Origin of the sequence: Nonomuraea sp. NPDC059023 (assembly GCF_042740095.1) — a bacterium.
Lineage (GTDB): Bacteria > Actinomycetota > Actinomycetes > Streptosporangiales > Streptosporangiaceae > Nonomuraea.
On record NZ_JBHYIO010000017.1, the window covers coordinates 59,893 to 78,117 of the forward strand.

At 71.2% G+C, this 18,225-nt stretch carries 19 protein-coding genes; 14 read left to right on the top strand and 5 right to left on the bottom strand.

Annotation, left to right across the window (positions count from 1 at the left end):
* Positions 1-162: 162 nt before the first annotated feature.
* Complete coding sequence (locus tag ACFWYW_RS27605; RefSeq protein WP_379614819.1) at positions 163-1,062, bottom strand: oxidoreductase; 900 nt, start codon at positions 1,060-1,062, stop codon at positions 163-165.
* Between the two features lie 62 nt (positions 1,063-1,124).
* On the opposite strand from ACFWYW_RS27605, the gene ACFWYW_RS27610 reads away from it, so the two are divergent.
* From ACFWYW_RS27610 to ACFWYW_RS27620, 3 genes are all read left to right on the top strand, one after another.
* Positions 1,125-1,730 (top strand): TetR/AcrR family transcriptional regulator, encoded by a 606-nt coding sequence (locus ACFWYW_RS27610; protein ID WP_379614821.1) that lies wholly within the window; start codon positions 1,125-1,127, stop codon positions 1,728-1,730.
* A 328-nt stretch (positions 1,731-2,058) separates the two neighbouring features.
* Entirely contained in the window at positions 2,059-2,490 is a 432-nt protein-coding gene (locus tag ACFWYW_RS27615) for a peptidase inhibitor family I36 protein (protein WP_379614823.1), read from the top strand.
* A gap of 172 nt (positions 2,491-2,662) precedes the next feature.
* A complete protein-coding gene (locus ACFWYW_RS27620; RefSeq protein WP_379641097.1) occupies positions 2,663-3,385 on the top strand; it encodes a hypothetical protein in 723 nt (240 codons plus the stop codon).
* A 15-nt stretch (positions 3,386-3,400) separates the two neighbouring features.
* Here ACFWYW_RS27620 and ACFWYW_RS27625 read toward each other — a convergent pair whose 3' ends face one another.
* Positions 3,401-4,018 (bottom strand): TetR/AcrR family transcriptional regulator, encoded by a 618-nt coding sequence (locus ACFWYW_RS27625; protein ID WP_379614827.1) that lies wholly within the window; start codon positions 4,016-4,018, stop codon positions 3,401-3,403.
* A 67-nt stretch (positions 4,019-4,085) separates the two neighbouring features.
* On the opposite strand from ACFWYW_RS27625, the gene ACFWYW_RS27630 reads away from it, so the two are divergent.
* Complete coding sequence (locus tag ACFWYW_RS27630; protein WP_379614829.1) at positions 4,086-4,943, top strand: alpha/beta fold hydrolase; 858 nt, start codon at positions 4,086-4,088, stop codon at positions 4,941-4,943.
* Between the two features lie 11 nt (positions 4,944-4,954).
* On the opposite strand, the gene ACFWYW_RS27635 is transcribed toward ACFWYW_RS27630, so the two are convergent.
* Entirely contained in the window at positions 4,955-5,956 is a 1,002-nt protein-coding gene (locus ACFWYW_RS27635; RefSeq protein WP_379614831.1) for an LLM class F420-dependent oxidoreductase, read from the bottom strand.
* 135 nt (positions 5,957-6,091) lie between these two features.
* On the opposite strand from ACFWYW_RS27635, the gene ACFWYW_RS27640 reads away from it, so the two are divergent.
* A complete protein-coding gene (locus ACFWYW_RS27640; RefSeq protein ID WP_379614833.1) occupies positions 6,092-7,480 on the top strand; it encodes a sulfatase in 1,389 nt (462 codons plus the stop codon).
* A 25-nt stretch (positions 7,481-7,505) separates the two neighbouring features.
* Here ACFWYW_RS27640 and ACFWYW_RS27645 read toward each other — a convergent pair whose 3' ends face one another.
* Complete coding sequence (locus tag ACFWYW_RS27645; RefSeq protein ID WP_379614835.1) at positions 7,506-8,240, bottom strand: helix-turn-helix domain-containing protein; 735 nt, start codon at positions 8,238-8,240, stop codon at positions 7,506-7,508.
* 73 nt (positions 8,241-8,313) lie between these two features.
* Here ACFWYW_RS27645 and ACFWYW_RS27650 point away from each other — a divergent pair, with 73 nt between their 5' ends.
* On the top strand, positions 8,314-9,144 hold the full coding sequence (locus ACFWYW_RS27650; protein WP_379614837.1) for an NAD(P)H-binding protein: 831 nt from the start codon (positions 8,314-8,316) through the stop codon (positions 9,142-9,144).
* Positions 9,145-9,180: 36 nt separating this feature from the next.
* Here the strand turns inward: ACFWYW_RS27650 and ACFWYW_RS27655 are convergent, their stop codons facing one another.
* A complete protein-coding gene (locus tag ACFWYW_RS27655; RefSeq protein ID WP_379614839.1) occupies positions 9,181-9,885 on the bottom strand; it encodes a FadR/GntR family transcriptional regulator in 705 nt (234 codons plus the stop codon).
* 69 nt (positions 9,886-9,954) lie between these two features.
* On the opposite strand from ACFWYW_RS27655, the gene ACFWYW_RS27660 reads away from it, so the two are divergent.
* The 8 genes from ACFWYW_RS27660 (at position 9,955) to speB (ending at position 18,203) form a co-directional block, all read left to right on the top strand.
* The gene (locus ACFWYW_RS27660; protein ID WP_379614841.1) at positions 9,955-10,683 is read left to right on the top strand and encodes a (Fe-S)-binding protein; all 729 of its coding nucleotides are present in this window, start codon (positions 9,955-9,957) and stop codon (positions 10,681-10,683) included.
* Positions 10,680-12,083 carry a lactate utilization protein B gene (locus tag ACFWYW_RS27665; protein ID WP_379614843.1) on the top strand — a complete coding sequence of 468 codons (1,404 nt, stop codon included), beginning with the start codon at positions 10,680-10,682 and terminating at the stop codon, positions 12,081-12,083. The genes ACFWYW_RS27660 and ACFWYW_RS27665 overlap by 4 nt, the downstream gene beginning before the upstream one ends.
* Complete coding sequence (locus ACFWYW_RS27670) at positions 12,070-12,615, top strand: lactate utilization protein C (protein ID WP_379615089.1); 546 nt, start codon at positions 12,070-12,072, stop codon at positions 12,613-12,615. Before ACFWYW_RS27665 ends, ACFWYW_RS27670 begins: the two co-directional genes overlap by 14 nt.
* Before the next feature lie 17 nt (positions 12,616-12,632).
* Positions 12,633-13,739, top strand: coding sequence for a GNAT family N-acetyltransferase (locus tag ACFWYW_RS27675; RefSeq protein ID WP_379614845.1), 1,107 nt, complete (start codon positions 12,633-12,635; stop codon positions 13,737-13,739).
* Positions 13,740-13,743: 4 nt separating this feature from the next.
* Positions 13,744-14,913, top strand: coding sequence for a precorrin-6Y C5,15-methyltransferase (decarboxylating) subunit CbiT (locus tag ACFWYW_RS27680; protein ID WP_379614847.1), 1,170 nt, complete (start codon positions 13,744-13,746; stop codon positions 14,911-14,913).
* Between the two features lie 58 nt (positions 14,914-14,971).
* On the top strand, positions 14,972-15,805 hold the full coding sequence (locus ACFWYW_RS27685; protein ID WP_379614849.1) for a sirohydrochlorin chelatase: 834 nt from the start codon (positions 14,972-14,974) through the stop codon (positions 15,803-15,805).
* A gap of 14 nt (positions 15,806-15,819) precedes the next feature.
* On the top strand, positions 15,820-16,872 hold the full coding sequence (gene cobT / locus ACFWYW_RS27690; protein WP_379614851.1) for a nicotinate-nucleotide--dimethylbenzimidazole phosphoribosyltransferase: 1,053 nt from the start codon (positions 15,820-15,822) through the stop codon (positions 16,870-16,872).
* A gap of 335 nt (positions 16,873-17,207) precedes the next feature.
* Positions 17,208-18,203 carry an agmatinase gene (speB, locus tag ACFWYW_RS27695; protein WP_379614853.1) on the top strand — a complete coding sequence of 332 codons (996 nt, stop codon included), beginning with the start codon at positions 17,208-17,210 and terminating at the stop codon, positions 18,201-18,203.
* The last annotated feature ends 22 nt before the right edge of the window (positions 18,204-18,225 follow it).

An 18,225-nucleotide genomic window follows, 5' to 3' on the forward strand; every position in this document is an offset into this window, starting at 1 on the left:
CACGTGAAGAAGATGCTCGCGGCCGCCGGCGCTCTCCCCGCCAAGGACCCCGCCGGTGTCCGATGGAGCCCGGTGCGGGGGTGCGCTTCCGGGGCAAGAAGGTATCGGTCAAGGCTCCTGGCCCGGCCCTGGTCGCGACCAAACTCAAGAAGCGGGGACCGCTCAGGCCGCTTGGAGAGAGCGCCGGGGAAAGGTGACCTCCGTCAGCTCTTCGGAGACCTCCCACAGGCGCCGCGCCGCTTCGGCGTCGCGTGCCTTCGCCGAGCGGCCGACCAGCTTCGGTGCGCCGCGTGTCTCCAGGAAACCGCGCGGGCCCGCGTAGCTGTTGCCCGGGATGTCCGCCACGGCCGCGTACAGCGTCGGGAGGGCGCCGTCGTCGTCGCTCTGCGCGAGCAGGCCGGCCGCCGCCTTCATCACGAGGTACCGCACGCGGCTCCGGCCGTCGAACCGCAGCAGGTTCGTGGCCGACGCCCCGGGGTGCGCGGCGGTCGCGATCACCGTTGAGCCGGCCTCGCTGAGCCGTCGCTGGAGCTCCGAGGTGAACAGCAGGTTGGCGAGCTTGGACTGCGCATAAGCCCCCATCGCCCGGTACGGCTTGCGCTCCCAGCCGAGGTCGTCGAAGTCGATCGAGCCCACCCGGTGCCCGCCGGACGAGACGGTGACGACCCGTTCCCTGATCCGCGGCAGCAGCAGGTTCGTCAGGGCGAAGTGCCCCAGGTGGTTGGTCCCGAACTGGAGCTCGAACCCGTCGACCGTACGCGAGAACGGCGGGATCATGACGCCCGCGTTGTTGATCAGCACGTCGACCGGCTCGGTGAAGTCCTCGGCGAACGCGCGGACCGAGGCGAGGTCGGCGAGGTCGAGCCGCCGGACCTCGACGCGGCCGGTCATCCCGGCGGCGGCCGCCCGGCCCTTGGCGAGGTCGCGTACGGCGAGCACCACCCGCGCGTCCTTGGCGGCGAGCACGCGGGCGGCGGCGCGGCCGATCCCGCTGTTCGCGCCGGTGACGACGACGGTACGCCCGGCCATGGACGGGACGTCGGAAGCAGAGAATGTTGTCATGGACTACAAAGTAGGCACCGACAACAATGTTGTCAACAGGCACATTGTGCTAGCCTCTGCCTGTGCCAGAAGCAACCGACGAGCGCCCCTACCACCACGGAAACCTCCGCGCCGCCCTGCTCGACGCGGCCGAACGCGTCCTGCGCGAGAGTGGCGCGGACCAGCTGGCGCTGCGCGATCTGGCCAGGGAGATCGGCGTCAGCCACGCCGCCCCGCGCCGGCACTTCCCCAACCGCCAGGCGCTGCTCGACGCGCTCGCCGTGGCCGGATTCGCCCGCCTGGACACCACGCTGCGCACCGCGATGGCGGGCGCGGGCGACGACTTCCCGTCCCGGGTGCGGGCCGCGATGATGGCGTACACCCGCTTCGCCACCGACAACGCGGCGCTGCTTGAGCTGATGTACACGAGCAAGCACCGGCCGGACGCGAAGCAGATCGCCGAGGCGGCCGAGGCGCCGTTCGGGCTGATGATCGAACTGATCCTGCAAGGGCAGGCGCAGGGCATGCTCCAGGCGGGCGACACGGCCCGGATCGGGATCGTCCTGTTCGCGACCCTTCAGGGCATCGCCGCGCTCATCAACGGCAACCTCGTCGACCCGGAACTGCTCGACGGACTCGTGGAGACCGCGGTCGAGCAGTTTCTCCGCGGCGCCCGCCCGCTTCCCTAGCCGCTGCGCGGCTACCACCTCGGGCTTTTACGCTGTGCACTGATGTGCACACAGTAAACATCTTGCGCACGTATTACTCTTGCGATTACAGTGTTCACAATGGCGCCTTCGTCATGCCCGAAGATAACCTATTTCCTGTTTGCGCATACGCATAACGGCGCTGCGTGAATGCAGCATCGTAATGTCGATATTGACCATTCCTGTGAATTCAGGATAACTTTCCAGTCAGCTTCTCAAGGGGGCCCAGAGAAGCTGATCTGGAGGGTGGCACCACGCTGCCCTCATCGCGATTGCCCCCTTGTCGACAGGTCAAGGAAGGGAAATGCACATGAAGCGAAAAGCAGCTCTCGTCATCAGCGCCCTGGCGCTCGGCGTCGTCGGGTTCGCGGGATTGGGTCCCGCCGCCCAGGCGACTGACGACCCGATCGAACCCACTGCCAACGAGCTGACCGTCGAAGTCATCGACAGTCGCGCCGACGCCGCAGGCCGCTGTGCCAACAACCGCCTGTGCCTGTACGAACACGACGATTTCCGCGGTCTCGCGCTCCGGATCATCATGCCCTCGCCCGGGGTCTGCGGGAACCTCCCACCCGAGTACAGGAACATGGCGAGCTCCCAGCAGAACGAATACAACCGGACCATCAAGTTCTACGCCAAGACAAACTGTTCCGGCTCGTCCGGCTACAAGGCCCTGGCCGAGAGTGAGGACAAGGACCTCACGAACAACGGCTTCGACAACAAGACGGATTCGCTGAGATAGCCGTTGTAATTCAGCGGCAATAATTCGCATCCAGGAGATGAGCATGCCGATCCGGCGATGGGGCATGGCCCTTGTGCTCCTCGTCGGAGCGGCATCCGGCTGCTCGCCGACCGAAACGGAAACGCCGTCGAAAAGGCCGCAGGAGATCGCCGTTCCAGAACCCGATCCGCAAGTGCGGCAACTCACCATTCCTTTTGACGCCTACAACTTCAGCCCCGCCGAGGACATGACCCTGGATGTCGCCGAGGACGTCGTCGTCCGCGACTGCATGAACGCTCGCGGCCTGGCCTGGCAGGCGCTGCCCGGTCCCGGCGAGAGCGAGATCGAGCCGCCGCATCGCCGTCGCTACGGTGTCATCGAGTCGCGGGTAGCCGACGTGTTCGGCTATCACGCGCCGCCGTACCGGCCGGCCGTGGCCGCTCGCGGGGTCAAGGCGCTCGCCCGCGTCACCGGGGCTCCGCCGGGCGTACGCGAGGCGGCGAAGGCGTGCCTCAAGCAAGCGCGCGCCAGCATGTACGGCGGTGCCCAGAAGGCCGACGCCGCGTTCTTCAACAAGGTCATCTTCGCGACGTTCGACGCCGCCCAGCGCGACAGGCGGGTCACCCGCGCCTTCCGCTCCTGGAGCGCCTGCATGGCGGAGGAGGGTTTCCGCTACGCCGACCCGCTCGCCGCGATCACCGACCGGCGCTGGTCGACGAAGGCGCCCACCACGCAGGAGATCCGCACCGCCCAGAGGGACGTGCTGTGCAAGGAGAAGACCGGCGTCGTGTCCATCTGGGCCGCGGCCGAGACCCGCGTCCAGAACGCCGCCATCCGCGCCCACCCCGGGAAGTTCCGGGAGCTGAGAGCGGTCAAGGTAAGGCAGCTCGCGGCTGCCCGGCGGGTACTCGGCTGACCCCGGCGGCCCGGATCACCTCGGCCCGCTCTGCCCGGTGAGGGTCGTGCGCAGGAGGGCGATCCACCAGTCGAGCGTGCGGTCCCGGGCGGCCGTGTCCAGTCCGACGCTTCTGCGGAACTCGCCGCCGAACAGCGGCTCCAGAGCGACGGCCTGGTGCAGCCCGGCCATCGTGAGCTGGATCGCCTCGCGTGACGGCGGCGTTCTTCCGGTGCTCGCGCAGTGCAGGCGGGCCTGGGCGTGCAGGCGGTCCACCACCTCGTCGAGCAGCCCGCTGCCGGGGTCGCGCCAGCCGGACTGGTGCAGCGCGATCGCGAGTGCGGCGTAACCGCCGGCGTAGAGCGTGTAGAGGGTGTGGACCAGCGCGGCGGGGTCGACCGGGCCGTCGGCCCACGCGCCCAGGACGGTGCGCAGTTCGGCTTTCAGCTTGGACCCGCCGAACCGCAGCAGGGACTCCAGGAGTTGTTCGCGGGTGCCGAAGTGGTGGTTGATCGCGGCGTCGGTCATCCCGACCTCGGCGGCGACGGCGCGTACCTGCACGGCGGCGGGTCCGCCGGCCGAGAGCAGCCTGCTCGCCGCCTCAAGGATCATCCGCTTGGCTTCATCGGGTTTGCGTCGTACTCGGCCGGTCACGTGCCCACTCTACCTTGACTGGCCAAGGTAATTCTCTTACCTTGAAGGCCCAAGGTAAGGAGGCGTCGTGCGAACCACGATCGAGCTGGCGGCGGCGCTCGGAGTCGCGATCCACGATCCGGCGCCGCCTCGCGAGATCCGCTTCACCCGCGCGGGCTGCCGGTTGCGCGGGCTCGACTGGGGCGGCACGGGAACCCCGGTGTTCCTGCTGCACGGCGGCGGGCTCACCGCGCGTACCTGGGACTTCGTCTGTCTCGGCCTGCGCGGCGAGGCCCGGCTGATCGCGCTGGACCTGCGCGGGCACGGCGACAGCGACTGGTCGGACGACTACCGCGTCGGCACCCACGCCGCCGACGTCGCCGCCGCGGCCGAGCACCTCGGCCTCGACCGGGTACGGCTGGCCGGCATGTCACTCGGCGGCGTGGTGGGGGCCCGCCTGGCCGAGTCGCGGCCCGATCTGGTGGACCGGCTGGCGCTCGTCGACGTCGCGCCCGGCGTGGACTTCGAGAGCACCAGGGAGGTACGGGCCTTCATGTTCGGGCTGGGCCCGGTGGCGGATCTGGAGACGGTCGTGGAGGCCGCGCTGCGCGTCAATCCGCGCGCCGGCCGCGCCGGCGTCGCCCACCGGATGGGCACCCTGTTCCGCCGCGGGCCCGGCGGCGGCTGGGTGCCGAAGGGCGACCTGCGTCCCCCCGACTTCCCCGCCATCCTCGCGGCCGTCGAAGAGCTGCCCGCCCAGCTCGTCGGGGTGCCGGTGCTGCTGGTGCGCGGCGGCCGCAGCAGGGTGCTCACCCAGGCCGTCGCCGAACAGCTGGCCGCTCGCCTCCCGAACTGGGAGCTCGCCGTCGTGCCCGACGCGGGCCATCTCGTCCAGGAGGACAACCCGGCCGACCTGATCACCGTGCTCCGCGCCTTCCTGACCTGACGCCAGGAAGGTCAGGAAAGGACCAGGTCGCGGATCGTGCGCAGGGAGTCCTCGTCGCGCGGGCCCATCACCAGCAGGCTGGTCACGGGGGACTTGTGCCACAGCTCCAGCCGCTCCTTGATCCGGCCGGGCGGCCCGACCAGCGAGATGCCGTCGGCCAGCTCGTCGGGGATCGCCTTGAACGCCTCGTCCCTGCGGCCCGCGAGGTACAGCGCCTGGATGTGCTCGGCGGCCTCCGCGTAGCCCATGCGGCCGATGATGTCGGCGTGGAAGTTGCGGTGTTTGGCGCCCATGCCGCCGATGTACAGGGTGAGCATCATCTTCACGCCGTCCAGCGCGGAGCGCACGTCGTCGGAGATGACGACCATCACCATGGCGGCGATCTCGAAGTCGGGGCTCCGGCCGGCCAGGGCGCCGCCGTACATCTCCTCGATCTTGGAGGGGAAGGCGAACAGCGGGAGCCAGCCCTGCCCGATCTCGGCGGCCAGGGCGACGTTCTTGGGGCCCTCCGCGCCGAGATAGACGGGGATGTCGGGGCGCAGGGGGTGGGTGATGAGCTTGAGCGGCTTGCCGAGCTCGCCGGGCAGGGGGAGGGGGTAGTGCGGGCCGTCGCTGGTGACGGGGGCCTCGCGCCGCCAGACCTGGCGCATGATGTCCACGTACTCGCGGGTTCTGGCCAGGGGTTTGGCGAACGGCCGGCCGTACCAGCCCTCCACGACCTGCGGGCCGGAGGCGCCGACGCCCAGCAGCAGGCGGCCGCCCGTCAGGTGGTCCAGGGTCATCGCGGTCATCGCCGTGGCCACGGGCGTCCTGGCCGACAGCTGGACCACGGAGGTGCCCAGCTTGATGCGGCTCGTGCGGGCGCCGTACCAGGCCAAGGGGGTGAAGGCGTCGCTGCCGTAGGCCTCCGCCGTCCACACCGAGTCGTAGCCGAGCCGCTCGGCCGCGAGGACCGCGTCGGTCGCGTCGTCGGCGTTGCGCTGCCAGTAGCCGAGGTTCAGCCCGAGCTTCATGTGACACCTCCGAATTAAGTTCTATTAGTGCTGCGCACGCCGTTGGGTGTCAATGCACCATCTTTCGGGGAAGTCTGTTCTGTGGTTAAGGGTTTCTGTCGACTCGCCTTCCTGTTGCTGCTCCTACCTGCGGCGATGGGGACAACGCTCGCCACGGGAGCGGTGGGGGCGCCCAAGCCGAACATCGTGCTCGTCCTGGTCGACGACCTGGAGTCCGGCACGCTGCAGTACTTCCCGAACATCACCCGCCAGCTGGTGAGCCAGGGCACCTCGTTCGACCGCTTCTTCGTGACCAACTCCTGGTGCTGCCCCTCGCGCAGCTCCATCCTGAGATCCCAGTACGTCCACAGTCACGGCGTGCTGACCAACACCGCGCCGGAAGGCGGATTCGACAAGTTCTACCGCTCCGGTCTGGAACGTTCCACGATCGGCACCTGGATGCGTTCCGCCGGATATCGCACCGCCCTCATGGGCAAGTTCCTCAACCACTACCCGGGCGAGTCCGCCGCGCCCACCTACGTGCCGCCCGGCTGGGACGACTGGCGCGTGCCCGTCCGCAACCTCTACGAGGAGTACGGCTACCGCCTCAACGAGAACGGCACCCTCGTCGACTACGGCTGGGCCGAGGACGACTACCTCTCCGACGTGCTCGCCACCAAGGTGCGCGACTTCGTCCAGTCCTCGGGCCGGCAGCCGTTCTTCCTCTACCTGGCCCCGGTCGCCCCCCACAACCCCGCCAACCCCGCGGTACGGCACGCCGGAGCCTTCCCCGACGCCCAGGCCCCCAGGACCAAGAACTTCAACCGCGAGGACGTGGGCAACGAGCCGGTCTGGCTCCGCTCGCTGCCGAAACTCGGCCAGCGGGCCATCGACCGCGTCGACGAGCGCTACCGGGCCAGGCTGCGCGCCATGCTCGGCGTCGACGACCTGGTCGGCTCGCTCATGGCCACGCTGCAGGAGAACGGCAAGCTCGCCGACACCTACATCTTCTTCGCCTCCGACAACGGATTCCACCTCGGCACCCACCGCCTCAAACAGGGCAAGACCACGCCGTTCGAGGAGGCGATCCGGGTGCCGCTCGTGGTGCGCGGGCCCGGGGTGCCGGTGGGGGCGACCGTCCGGGACCTGACCGCGACCGTGGATCTGGCGCCCACCTTCGCCCAGCTCGGCGGGGTCGTCACGCCCGACTTCGCGGAGGGGCGGTCGCTGCTGCCGTTCCTGCGCGGGCAGGAGCCGCGGCCGTGGCGGAAGAACGTGCTCGTCGAGTTCAACCGGCCGCTCAACCAGATGTCGGCCAAGCAGACGCCGGTGCCCGACTACGCGGCGCTGCGTACCAAGGACTACACCTACGTCCAGTACCAGACCGGCGAGACCCAGCTCTACGACCTCAACCAGGACCCCGACCAGCTGAACAACCTCGCCGGGACCGCGCCGCTCGGGCTGGTGCTGGCGTTGCAGGCGCGGCTGACGGCCATGCGCGGCTGTGTCGGAGCCTCGTGCCGCATCGCCGACCTACAGGAGTGACCAGGCTTTATAGGCGTGACCAGGTTTATAGGCGTGACCAGGCGCACGGGACCGGGGCGGGCAGCCGGCCGGCGCGGAAGGCGCCCGGCGGGACGCCCATGACCGCTCGGAAGTCGGCCGACAGGTGCGACTGGTCGTAGAAGCCGGTTTCGGCGGCCAGCTCCGCCCATGGCTCCTCGCGGGCCCCGGCCAGGACGCTGCGGACCCGGTGGATACGGGCGTAGCGCTTGGGGGACAGGCCGGCGGCGTCGTGGAAGAGGTTGCGCAGGTGCCGTTCCGAGACGCCCAGCTCGCGGGCCACCTCGGGCACCCGGCCGGCGCCGGTGAGGAGTCCGGCGGCGGCGTCCACCAGATCGGCGCGGGCGGCGTCGGCGGCCGAGCCGGCCCGGAGCCGCTCCTCCAGCGCTCCGGCCAGGCCGTGGGCCACCTCGGCGTCGTCGCGGGCGGCCAGCCGGTCCAGGAGGGTGTCGGCGGCGGCTCCCCACAGGTCTCTGAGCAGCACCACCCGGTCCACCAGCTCGCGCATCGTCACCCCGAGCGCCGCGCCGGCCGGCCCTGGGCGCAGCCGGATCGTCACGCAGCGCGGGGCGTCGCCCGGGGCGAAATAGGACGCCCGGGTTCTGGGCCCGAGCACCACCAGTCCGGTCCCGTCCCTTCCGCTGCGGAAGGCGAGCACGGCGGCGGTGTCCGGGGCGCGCACGTGCACCTCGTGATCGGTGTGCGCCCGCCGGGTCAGTACCTCGGCCTCCAGGGTTCTCATGACCGTGGGCAACCCCGACGCCGTGCCGATTCTTCCTATAGGCCGCCGGGGCGCCGCTGGCAGCGTGGACGGCATGATTCTGATCACCGGTGCCACGGGCACCATCGGCAGTGAAGTGACCAGGCTCCTGGCCGAGGCGGGTGTCCCGGCCAGGGCGATGACGCGCGATCCCGGCAAGGTGGCGGGGCCTGCCGTACAGGGGGATTTCGGGGACGTGCGGTCGCTGGAGGCGGCCGTGACGGGGGTGTCGGCGGCGCTGCTGCTGACGCCGTTCGGGCCGGAGATCGCCGCGCGCGACCGCGCGTTCGTGGACGTGGCGGCCGGAGCGGGCGTGAAGAGGATCGTGAAGATCTCGGCCATCGGGGCGGGCGACAGCGAGGACCCCGAGGACGTCGCCGGCATGCACGCGGCCGGCGAGCGCGCCCTCACCGGCTCCGGGGTCGAGTGGACGATCGTCCGGCCCTCGATGTTCGCCACGAACGCCCTGGGCTGGGCCGAGATGGTCAAGGCCGGGCAGCCGATCCCCAACATGACCGGCGACGGCCGCCAAGGCATCGTCGACCCGCGCGACATCGCGGCGGTGGCCGTGGCCGCGCTCACGGGCTCCGAGCACCACGGCCGGGTCTACGAGGTCACGGGACCCGACCTGCTCACCACCCACGACCAGGCCGAACTGATCGGGCGGGCGATCGGGCGGCGCGTGGAGACGGTCGACGTGCCGATCGAGCGGGCCGTCGCCCAGATCGCCGACCCGGCCTATGCGAAGGCGGCGGCCAAGGGCTGGGCGTTCATCGCGGCGGGCGGCAACGCGGTGGTGACCACGGCGGTCCGGGACGTTCTGGGCCGCCCGGCGCGCTCCTTCGAGTCGTGGGCCAGGGACAACAAGGCCGCCTTCGGCGGCTAAGACTCCGGGAAGGCGGCTAAGGCTCCGGGAAGGCGGCTAGGACTCCGGGAAGAGGGCGGGGTAGGCGTGCGCCAGGTGGTCGGTGACCGCCCGCGCCGCCTCCTCGGGTGATCCGGCGGCGATCGCGGCCAGGATGCGCCGATGATCGGCCTGCAGCACGCGGGTGTCGCCGAGCTGCTCGACCGCCTCGATCGCGTACCGCCGTACCGACTCCCGCAGCGAGCGCATGATCGCGGCGATCAGCCGGTTCCCCGAGGCGTCGGCGATGGCGCAGTGGAAGGCCGTGTCGTGCTCGACGAACTCCTCCGCCGTCCGGGCCCGCTCCATCCCCTCCAGCGCGGCGACGAGGCCGGTGGTGTCGGCGCGGGCGGCGGCGGCGCCGGCGGCGGCCCAGCGTTCGATCATGAGCCGGGTGTCGATCACCTCGCGCAGCTCCAGGCTGGCCAGGCCGAGGTGGAGCCTGAGCAGGTCGGTCAGCGCGCTGTCGGGCCGGGAGGTGAGCACGGCTCCGGCGTCCGGGCCCCGCCCGGCCTGCGAGGAGATCACGCCCAGCGTCTCCAGCACGCGCAGCGCCTCGCGTACCGACGAGCGTCCGACCCGGAGCTGCTCGGCGAGCTGGCGTTCGCCGGGCAGCCGGTCGCCGACGGTCAGCCCGTCCTCGACGATGCGGTGCTCGATCTGGGCCAGCACGTCCTCGAACGCGCGGGTCCGCTTCACGGGCCGCCATCCGGTGTCGGTCACGGGCACCCCTCTTGTCGCGTTGTATGGTCTGACCATACAGTGGTCAGACCATAGAGAGGAAGGAGTGCCGTGCGGGTCGCCCTGTTCATCACGTGCGTCAACGACACGCTCTTCCCCGGCACCGGCAAGGCGGTGGTGTCGCTGCTGCGCCGGCTGGGCTGCGAGGTCGACTTTCCCGCCGCCCAGACCTGCTGCGGGCAGATGCACGTCAACACCGGCTATCGCGATGAGGGGGTACGGCTGGCGCGCCACTTCACCGAGGTCTTCGCCGGGTACGACGCGGTCGTCGCGCCGTCGGGCTCCTGTGCGGCGATGGTGCGCGAGCAGTACCCCAAGCTGGTACGGCCCGGTAGCAGGGGAGCCGTGGCCGTGGCGGAGGTGGCCCCGAAGGTGCACGACCTGTCGGAGTTCCTCATCGACGTTCTCAAAGTCGACGACGTAGGCGCATATTTCCCGCACCGGGTGACATATCACCCGACGTGTCACTCGCTCCGCGGCCTCCACCTGGGCGATCGCCCCACCCGCCTCCTGCGGAACGTGCGCGGCCTCGAACTGATCCCCCTGGGCGGCGCCGACGAGTGCTGCGGCTTCGGCGGCACGTTCGCGGTCAAGAACCCGGCCATCTCCGCCGCCATGTGCGCCGACAAGGTACGCAACGTGCTCGACACCGGCGCCGAAGTGCTCTGCGCCGCCGACAACTCCTGCCTGATGCACATCGGCGGCACGATGAAACGCCAGCGGACCGGGGTGCGGATCATGCACCTGGCCGAGATCCTGGCCGCGACGGAGGAACGATGAGCGGCACCTTCCTCGGCATGCCCGGCGCCTTTCCGGCCAACGCGGCGGCGGCCGTACAGGACAGTCAGCTTCGCTACAACCTGCGCAAGGCCACGCACACCATCCGCGGCAAGCGCGTCAAGGCCGTCGACGAGCTGCCCGACTGGATGGAGCTGCGCGCGGCGGGGAAGGCCATCAAGGACCACACCCTGCGCCACCTCGACCGCTACCTGCTGCAGATGGAGGAGGCGGTCACCCGCAACGGCGGCACCGTCCACTGGGCGCGCGACGCCGCCGAGGCCAACCGCATCGTCACCGACCTGGTCAAGGCCACCGGCGAGCGCGAGGTGGTCAAGGTCAAGTCGATGGCCACCCAGGAGATCGGGCTCAACGAGCATCTGGCCGGCGAGGGCATCACCGCGTACGAGACCGACCTGGCCGAGCTGATCGTGCAGCTCGGCGAGGACTTCCCCTCGCACTTCCTGGTCCCGGCGATCCACCGCAACCGCTCGGAGATCCGCGAGATCTTCCTCGACAAGATGGCCGAGTGGGGCCGCCCCGCGCCGCCCGGACTGACCGACGACCCGCCCGCGCTCGCCGACGCCGCCCGGCTCCACCTGCGCGAACGCTTCCTGGCCAGCAAGGTCGCCGTCTCCGGCGGCAACTTCATGATCGCCGAGACCGGCACGCTGGTCGTCCTGGAGTCCGAGGGCAACGGCCGCATGTGCCTGACCCTGCCCGAGACGCTGATCAGCGTGGTCGGCATCGAGAAGCTGCTGCCCGCCTGGCGCGACCTGGAGGTCTTCCTCCAACTGCTGCCGCGCAGCTCCACCGCCGAGCGCATGAACCCCTACACCAGCACCTGGACGGGCTCCGCGGAAGGCCAGGACTTCCACCTGGTACTCCTCGACAACGGCCGCACCGGCGTGCTCGCCGACGAGGTCGGCCGGCAGGCGCTGCGCTGCATCCGCTGCTCGGCCTGCCTCAACGTCTGCCCCGTCTACGAACGCGCCGGTGGCCACGCCTACGGCTCGGTCTACCCGGGCCCGATCGGCGCCATCCTCACCCCGCTGCTGCGCGGCTTCGACACCGAACTGGACGCCTCGCTGCCCTACGCCTCGTCGTTGTGCGGCGCCTGCTTCGACGCCTGCCCGGTCGCGATCGACATCCCGGAGGTGCTGGTCGACCTGCGCGCCAAGGTCCCGCACGGCCGGGCCGAGCGCGCGGGCATGAAGGTCGCGGGCTGGGTGCTCAACGACAAGGTACGGCTGGCCAAGGCCCAGCGCCTCGCCACGCGCTTCCGCAAACTGGTGCCCAAGCGCCTGCCCGGCCCCCTGTCGGCCTGGACCGACACCCGCGACCTGCCGGACATTCCAGAAGAGTCGTTCAGAGATTGGTGGGATCGTGATGGGCGCGCGTGAGGAGATCCTGGGCCGGATCAGGAAGGCCGTGAAGGGCGCCCCCGAGGTGGAGATCCCGCGCGACTACCGCACGAGCATCCCCGTGGCCGACCCGGTCGGGCTGTTCGCCGAGCGGCTGGACGACTACCGGGCCATCGTGCACGTGGTGCCCGCCGCCGACGTGGACGCCAAGGTGGCCGAGCTGACCGAGGGCAAGCGGATGGTCGTGCCCGGCGAACGCGCGTGGTCACGGGAAGAGCTGGCGGCGGCCGACGGCGTCGTCACCGGCTGCGCGATCGCCATCGCCGAGACCGGCACCATCGTCCTGGACTCCCGCCAGGGCGAGCGGGCCCAGACGCTGCTGCCCGACTACCACCTGTGCCTGGTGCGCGCCGGCCAGATCGTCGGCGGCGTCCCCGACGCGATCGCCAGGCTCGACCCGTCCAGGCCGCTCACCTGGATCAGCGGGCCGTCGGCCACCAGCGACATCGAGCTCAACCGCGTCGAGGGCGTGCACGGTCCCAGGACCCTGGAAGTGATCATCAGCACCTGACTGGGTAGCCTTCGCACGTGTTCGACGCACAGCTCACCGTCACGACGGAACGCCTGGTCCTGCGCCCGTTCGGCCACCAGGACGCCGACCGGATCCGCGCCATCGTCGAGTCCGGGGCGATCTTCCTGCCGCCCGGCGCGCCCGCGCACGTCGCCGGGATCACCCCGTGGCTCACCGCGGGCGTGCACGAACTCCAGCGCTCGGGCACCGGCGCGCACCTGGCCATGACCGACGCCGACGGGCTGGTCGTGGGCGCGATCAGCCTGTTCAAGACCTCGTGGACCGCGGGAACCACCGAGGTCGGCTACGGCGTCCACCCGCTCTACCGGGGGCGCGGCTTCGCGCCTGAGGCGGTCACCGGACTGGCCGATCACGTCTTCGCGCACACCGACCTGCGGCGCATCGACCTGACCGCCAACCTTGACAACACCGCCTCGCTCCGGGTCGCCGAGAAAGCCGGCTTCACCAGGGAAGGCGTGCTGCGGGCCGCGGTCCTGGAGGACGACGGGCCGCACGATCTGGCCATGTTCGGGCTGCTGCGCGGCGACAGCCGTTCCCCCAAAAATGTCTTCCCGCACCGTGAGCTGCTCACGGCGCGGCTGCGGCTGCGGCGGCCGGACGAGCGGGACATTCCCGGACTGGCCGCGACCGGCGCCGACGAGCGGACGCAGGCCTTCACCACCGTGCCGCGCGGCTACACCGAGGCGGACGCGCGCGGCTTCCTGCGTCACGTCGAGCAGGCGCGCGCCGACGGCGCGGGCGTCGCGTGGACGGTCGAGGAGCGCGAGAGCGGGCGGTACGTCGGCGGCGTCGACCTCAAGGACACCGACTGGCGGATGCGTACCACGGAGGTCGGCTACATGACCGCGCCGTGGGCCCGCGGGCACGGCTACATCGGCGAGGCCGTGCTCGCCGTCGCGCGCTGGATCTTCGCCGAGCACGGCTTCCTGCGGCTCCAGTTGCGGGCCGCGGCGTCGAACACCAGCTCGCAGCGGGTGGCGGAGAAGGCGGGGTTCGTCCGCGAAGGCGTGGCACGCAACGGCGGCCACGGCGAGGACCTCGTCGTGTACGGCCTTATCCCTTCCGACATCCCTTCCGAGCAGGTGGGAAAGACGTCACTCTGAAGGGGTGACAATCACGGTGATCGGCTGGGACGGTACCGGCCTTCCGGCCATGGCGGCCGACCGGCTGCGCGCGGCCGCCCTCGTGATCGGCCCCGATGCCCTCCTCGGCGAGCTCAAGATCGACGCGCCGACCGCCTCGTCCGACGCGCTCATCGACGCCCTCGACGACCACCTCGAACAGGGCGAAGGCCCCGCCGTCGTGCTCGCGGAAGGCGACCCCGGGCTGTTCGGCGCCGTCGCCGCGCTGCGCGCCCGCGGCATCAAGCCCGAGGTGCTGCCCGCCACCGCGGTGATCACCCGCGCGTTCGCCTGCGCCGGGCTCAACTGGGAGGACGCCCTCGTGGTCGCCCCCGCCGGCGCCTACCAGCTCGCCCGCGTCGTCAACGCCTGCCGCGCCCACCCCAAGGTCGCCGTGCTCTGCACCGACGGCGTCGGCCCAGCCGAGCTGGCCCGCGAACTCGCGCCCACCACCCCGCGCTCCCTCATCGTCTGCGAGGACCTCGGCGGCCCCGGCCAGCGCGTCACCCACAGCCGCATGGGCGAGGCCACCACCCGGCCGTGGAAGGACCCCGACGTCGTCCTCGTCCTCGACCCGCTGCACCGGCCCAGGGAGACCGGCTGGGTGGCGGGGGCGCAGCCGGGGCCGCGCGAGTGGGCGCTGCCGTTCGGCACGGGGATCGCGCCGGAGGTACGCGCGTTCATCCTGGCCAAGCTCGGCCCCCGCCTCGGCGACCTGATCTGGGACGTCGGCGCCGGATCCGGAGAGATCGCGGTCGAGTGCGCCAGGTTCGGCGCGGCCGTCGTCGCCGTCGAGCGCGAGGAGGAAGCCTGCGCCCGCCTGCGCGCCAACGTCATCGAACACGGCGTCAAAGTCGCCCTCACCCGCGGCCAGGCCCCTCCCGCGCTCGAACCGCTGCCCGACCCGGACGCCGTCTTCGTCGGCGGCGGCGGAACCGACGTGATCGCCGCCTGCGCCGCCCGCGGCCCCCGCACGCTTGTGTGCTCGCTCAACACCGTCGAGCACGTGCCCGCCGTACTCGACCTGCTGCGCGAGCAGGGCTACCAGGCCGAGGGCACCCAGATCCAGGCCTCCAGGCTGACCGCCCACTCCGACGGCTCACACGGCCTGCACGCCGCCGATCCCGTGTTCGTGGTGCACGCACGGGTTCTCTGAACCGTCGCCGATCGGTTATCCTCGCGTGTCTTGTCTACGCACCGGAGAACCCCAACACATGAAGCCGCCGCTGCTGCTCATCGGGCACGGCTCGAACGATGACGGCGATTCCGCAGAGTTCGGCAGATTCGTCCATCGGCTCCGATGCCGCCTCGACGAGCAGGCCGCCGATGTATCCGGCGGCTACCTCGAACGCGCGACCCCCCGGTTGAGCGACTCCGTCGCCTCCCTGGTGGCACGCGGCCATCACCGCCTGGTGGCGCTGCCCCTCAGCCTCAGCCGGGTCAGCGACGACGACTTCCCCGCCGCCATGGCCCTGGAGCAGGAGAGGCACCCCACGCTCATGTACGACTACGGCCGCCCCCTCGGCCCCGACCCCCGCGTGCTCGCCGTCCTCGCCGAGCGGCTCAAGGACGCCGCCACCGACATCGTGGAGCCCGTCACCGAGCGGCCCCGCCTGCGCGTCGTCGACTCCTCCGCCGTCCTTGAGGAGTCCCCCAGGATCGAGCCGGGCGAGACCGCCGTCGTGCTGGTCGGCGAGGGTTCCACGGACCCGGTCGCCAACGCCGAGGTGCACCGGGTCTCGCGGCTGTTCTGGGAGACGCACGCCTACGACTTCATGACCGTCGAGACCGCCTTCGTCTCCGTCACCCCGCCCGGTGTGCCCGGCGGCCTGGAGCGCTGCCGCAGGCTCGGCGCCAAGCGCGTCATCGTCGTCCCCTACCTGCTGTTCGCCGGGGTCATGCTGGAGAAGGTCTGGGCCCAGGCGCTCGCCTACGGCGCCGGCCACCCCGAGCTCGACATCCGCTGCGCCGAGGTGATCGGCGACTGCGAGACCCTCGCCGACGTCGTGATCGACCGCTACGAGGAAGCGCTCCAGCTCGTCCACTAGCTAAGGTGGCGGGCGTGCTGGAAGAGACGATCGCCGCGATCCGCCCCGCCGACGCCCGCGCGCTGGCCGAAGCCCGCTCCCACCAGGACCGCCTCACCAAGCCTCCCGGCGCGCTCGGCGCGCTGGAGGAGGTCGCGGTACGCCTGGCGGGCTCGGCCGGAACCTCCCCGCCCCCGATGCCGGCGCCCGCCGCCCTGGCCATCTTCGCCGCCGACCACGGCGTCCACGCCCAGGGCGTGAGCCCGTGGCCGCAGGAGGTCACGCAGCAGATGGTGGCCAACTTCCTGGCCGGGGGTGCGGTGGCCAACGCCTTCGCCGCCCAGGTCGGCGCGTCCGTGACCGTCGTCGACGTGGGCGTGGCCGCCGACCTCACGCCCGCGTCCGGCCTCATGATCAAGAAGGTGGGGTACGGCACCGCCGACCTCTCCCTCGGCCCGGCGATGACGCAGGCGCAGGCCGTACAGGCGCTCGAAGCGGGCATCTCCGTGGCCCGCACGCTCATCGCGGACGGCGCCCGCTGCCTCATCACCGGCGACATGGGCATCGCCAACACCACGGCCTCGGCCGCCCTCATCGCCGCCTTCACCGGTACCGACGCCGCCGCGGTCACCGGCAGGGGCACCGGCGTGAACGACGAGACCCACACCCTCAAGATCGCAGTGGTCCGCCGCGCCCTCGACGCCGGTGCTTCGGCCGAGACACCCCTGTCCACCCTCGCCGCGCTCGGCGGGTTCGAGCACGCGGCCATCGCCGGGTTCATCCTGGGCGGGGCGGCGGCGCGGGTGCCGGTGATCCTCGACGGCGTCATCGCCGGTGCCGCCGCCCTGGCCGCCCACGCGCTGTCCCCCTCGGTCACAGACCACTGCGTGGCCGGCCACCGCTCCGCCGAACCCGGCCACGCGGTCGCCCTCGCCCACCTCGGCCTGCGACCGCTGGTCGACCTGGAGCTCCGGCTGGGTGAGGGGACGGGTGGGCTGCTGGCGCATCCGCTGGTGTGCGCGGCGGTCCGCGTCATGCACGAGGTGGCCACCTTCGACGCCGCCGGCGTAACCGAAAAGCCCATCTGACCAGCCCCTCGCCCCTTGCAACCTCCACCCGCCTCCATAGCCCCGTCAGGGCCGTCGCACCCCTCTAGCCTCACCCCGCCCCATCACCCTCACCCGCTACTCGCGCTCAGGAGCGCAACCCTGCGGCGCGCCGCCCCCAGCGCGGCATCCCGTCTCCACGGAAGCGCCCATTGGATCCCGGGCCCGCGTCTCGTGGCCGTGTGTCCGGGTCTCTGTGTGTCCGGGTCTCCGTGGGTCCGGGGCACCGGTCGTCGGCCAGGGGTCGCGTCCGGGAGTGGCCTGGCCGGGGATGGGGTGGTGGGTGTGATGATGGGGTTGTGACTCGTTATGGTGCGATGTACGGACCCGACATCACCTTCCTGGGCGTCGAGCGGTGCGATGTGCTCGATCCGGCCACCTACGCGGACGCGGACGTGGTCATCGTCGGCGCCCCTTTCGACGGCGGCACCTCGAACCGGCCGGGCGCCAGGTTCGGGCCGATGGCGCTGCGCCAGGCCTGCTACCTGCCGCACGACGGCTCCAGGCCCAGCCTGGCGCTCCGGGTGGACGCCCTTCAGGACCTGCGCGTGCTGGACGCCGGAGACGTCGAGATGTACTCGGGAGACGTCGAGAGCTCACTGGCCAACATCGAGGACGCCGTCCACCGGATCGCCGCCTCCGGCGCCATCCCGCTGATCCTCGGCGGTGACCACACCGTGGCGCTGCCCGACGCCAAGGGCACCGCGCGGGCCTTCGAGCCGGGCCGTACCTCGATGATCCATTTTGACGCGCACGCGGACACCGGTGACATCGAGTTCGGGCACCTGCACGGGCACGGTACGCCGATGCGCCGGCTCATCGAGTCTGGGGCGATCAGGGGGGACCGCTTCCTCCAGATCGGCCTGCGCGGCTACTGGCCGGGGCCCGAGACGCTCGACTGGATGGCCGAGCAGAACATGCGCTCCTACGAGATGACCGAGATCGTCGCGCGTGGGCTGGAGGAGTGCCTGACCGAGGCGTTCACGCTCGCGCTCGACGAGTGCGACCAGATCTTCCTCTCGGTCGACATCGACGTCTGCGACCCCGGCCACGCGCCGGGCACGGGTACGCCGGAACCCGGCGGGCTGTCGGCCAGGCAGCTTCTCGACGCGGTTCGCCGCATTTGCTACGAACTGCCGGTGGCGGGCATGGAGGTGGTGGAGGTGGCGCCGCCGTACGATCACGCGGACATCACCGCCTTCCTCGGCAACCGCGTTATCCTTGAGGCTCTGTCAGCGATGGCCAGACGCCGCAAGGACGGTGAGGGCGGGCCGCGCTGGGATCCCCGGCAGCCTCTACTTGACGGCCGCTAGTTCCACATTGCCAATCTTCCGT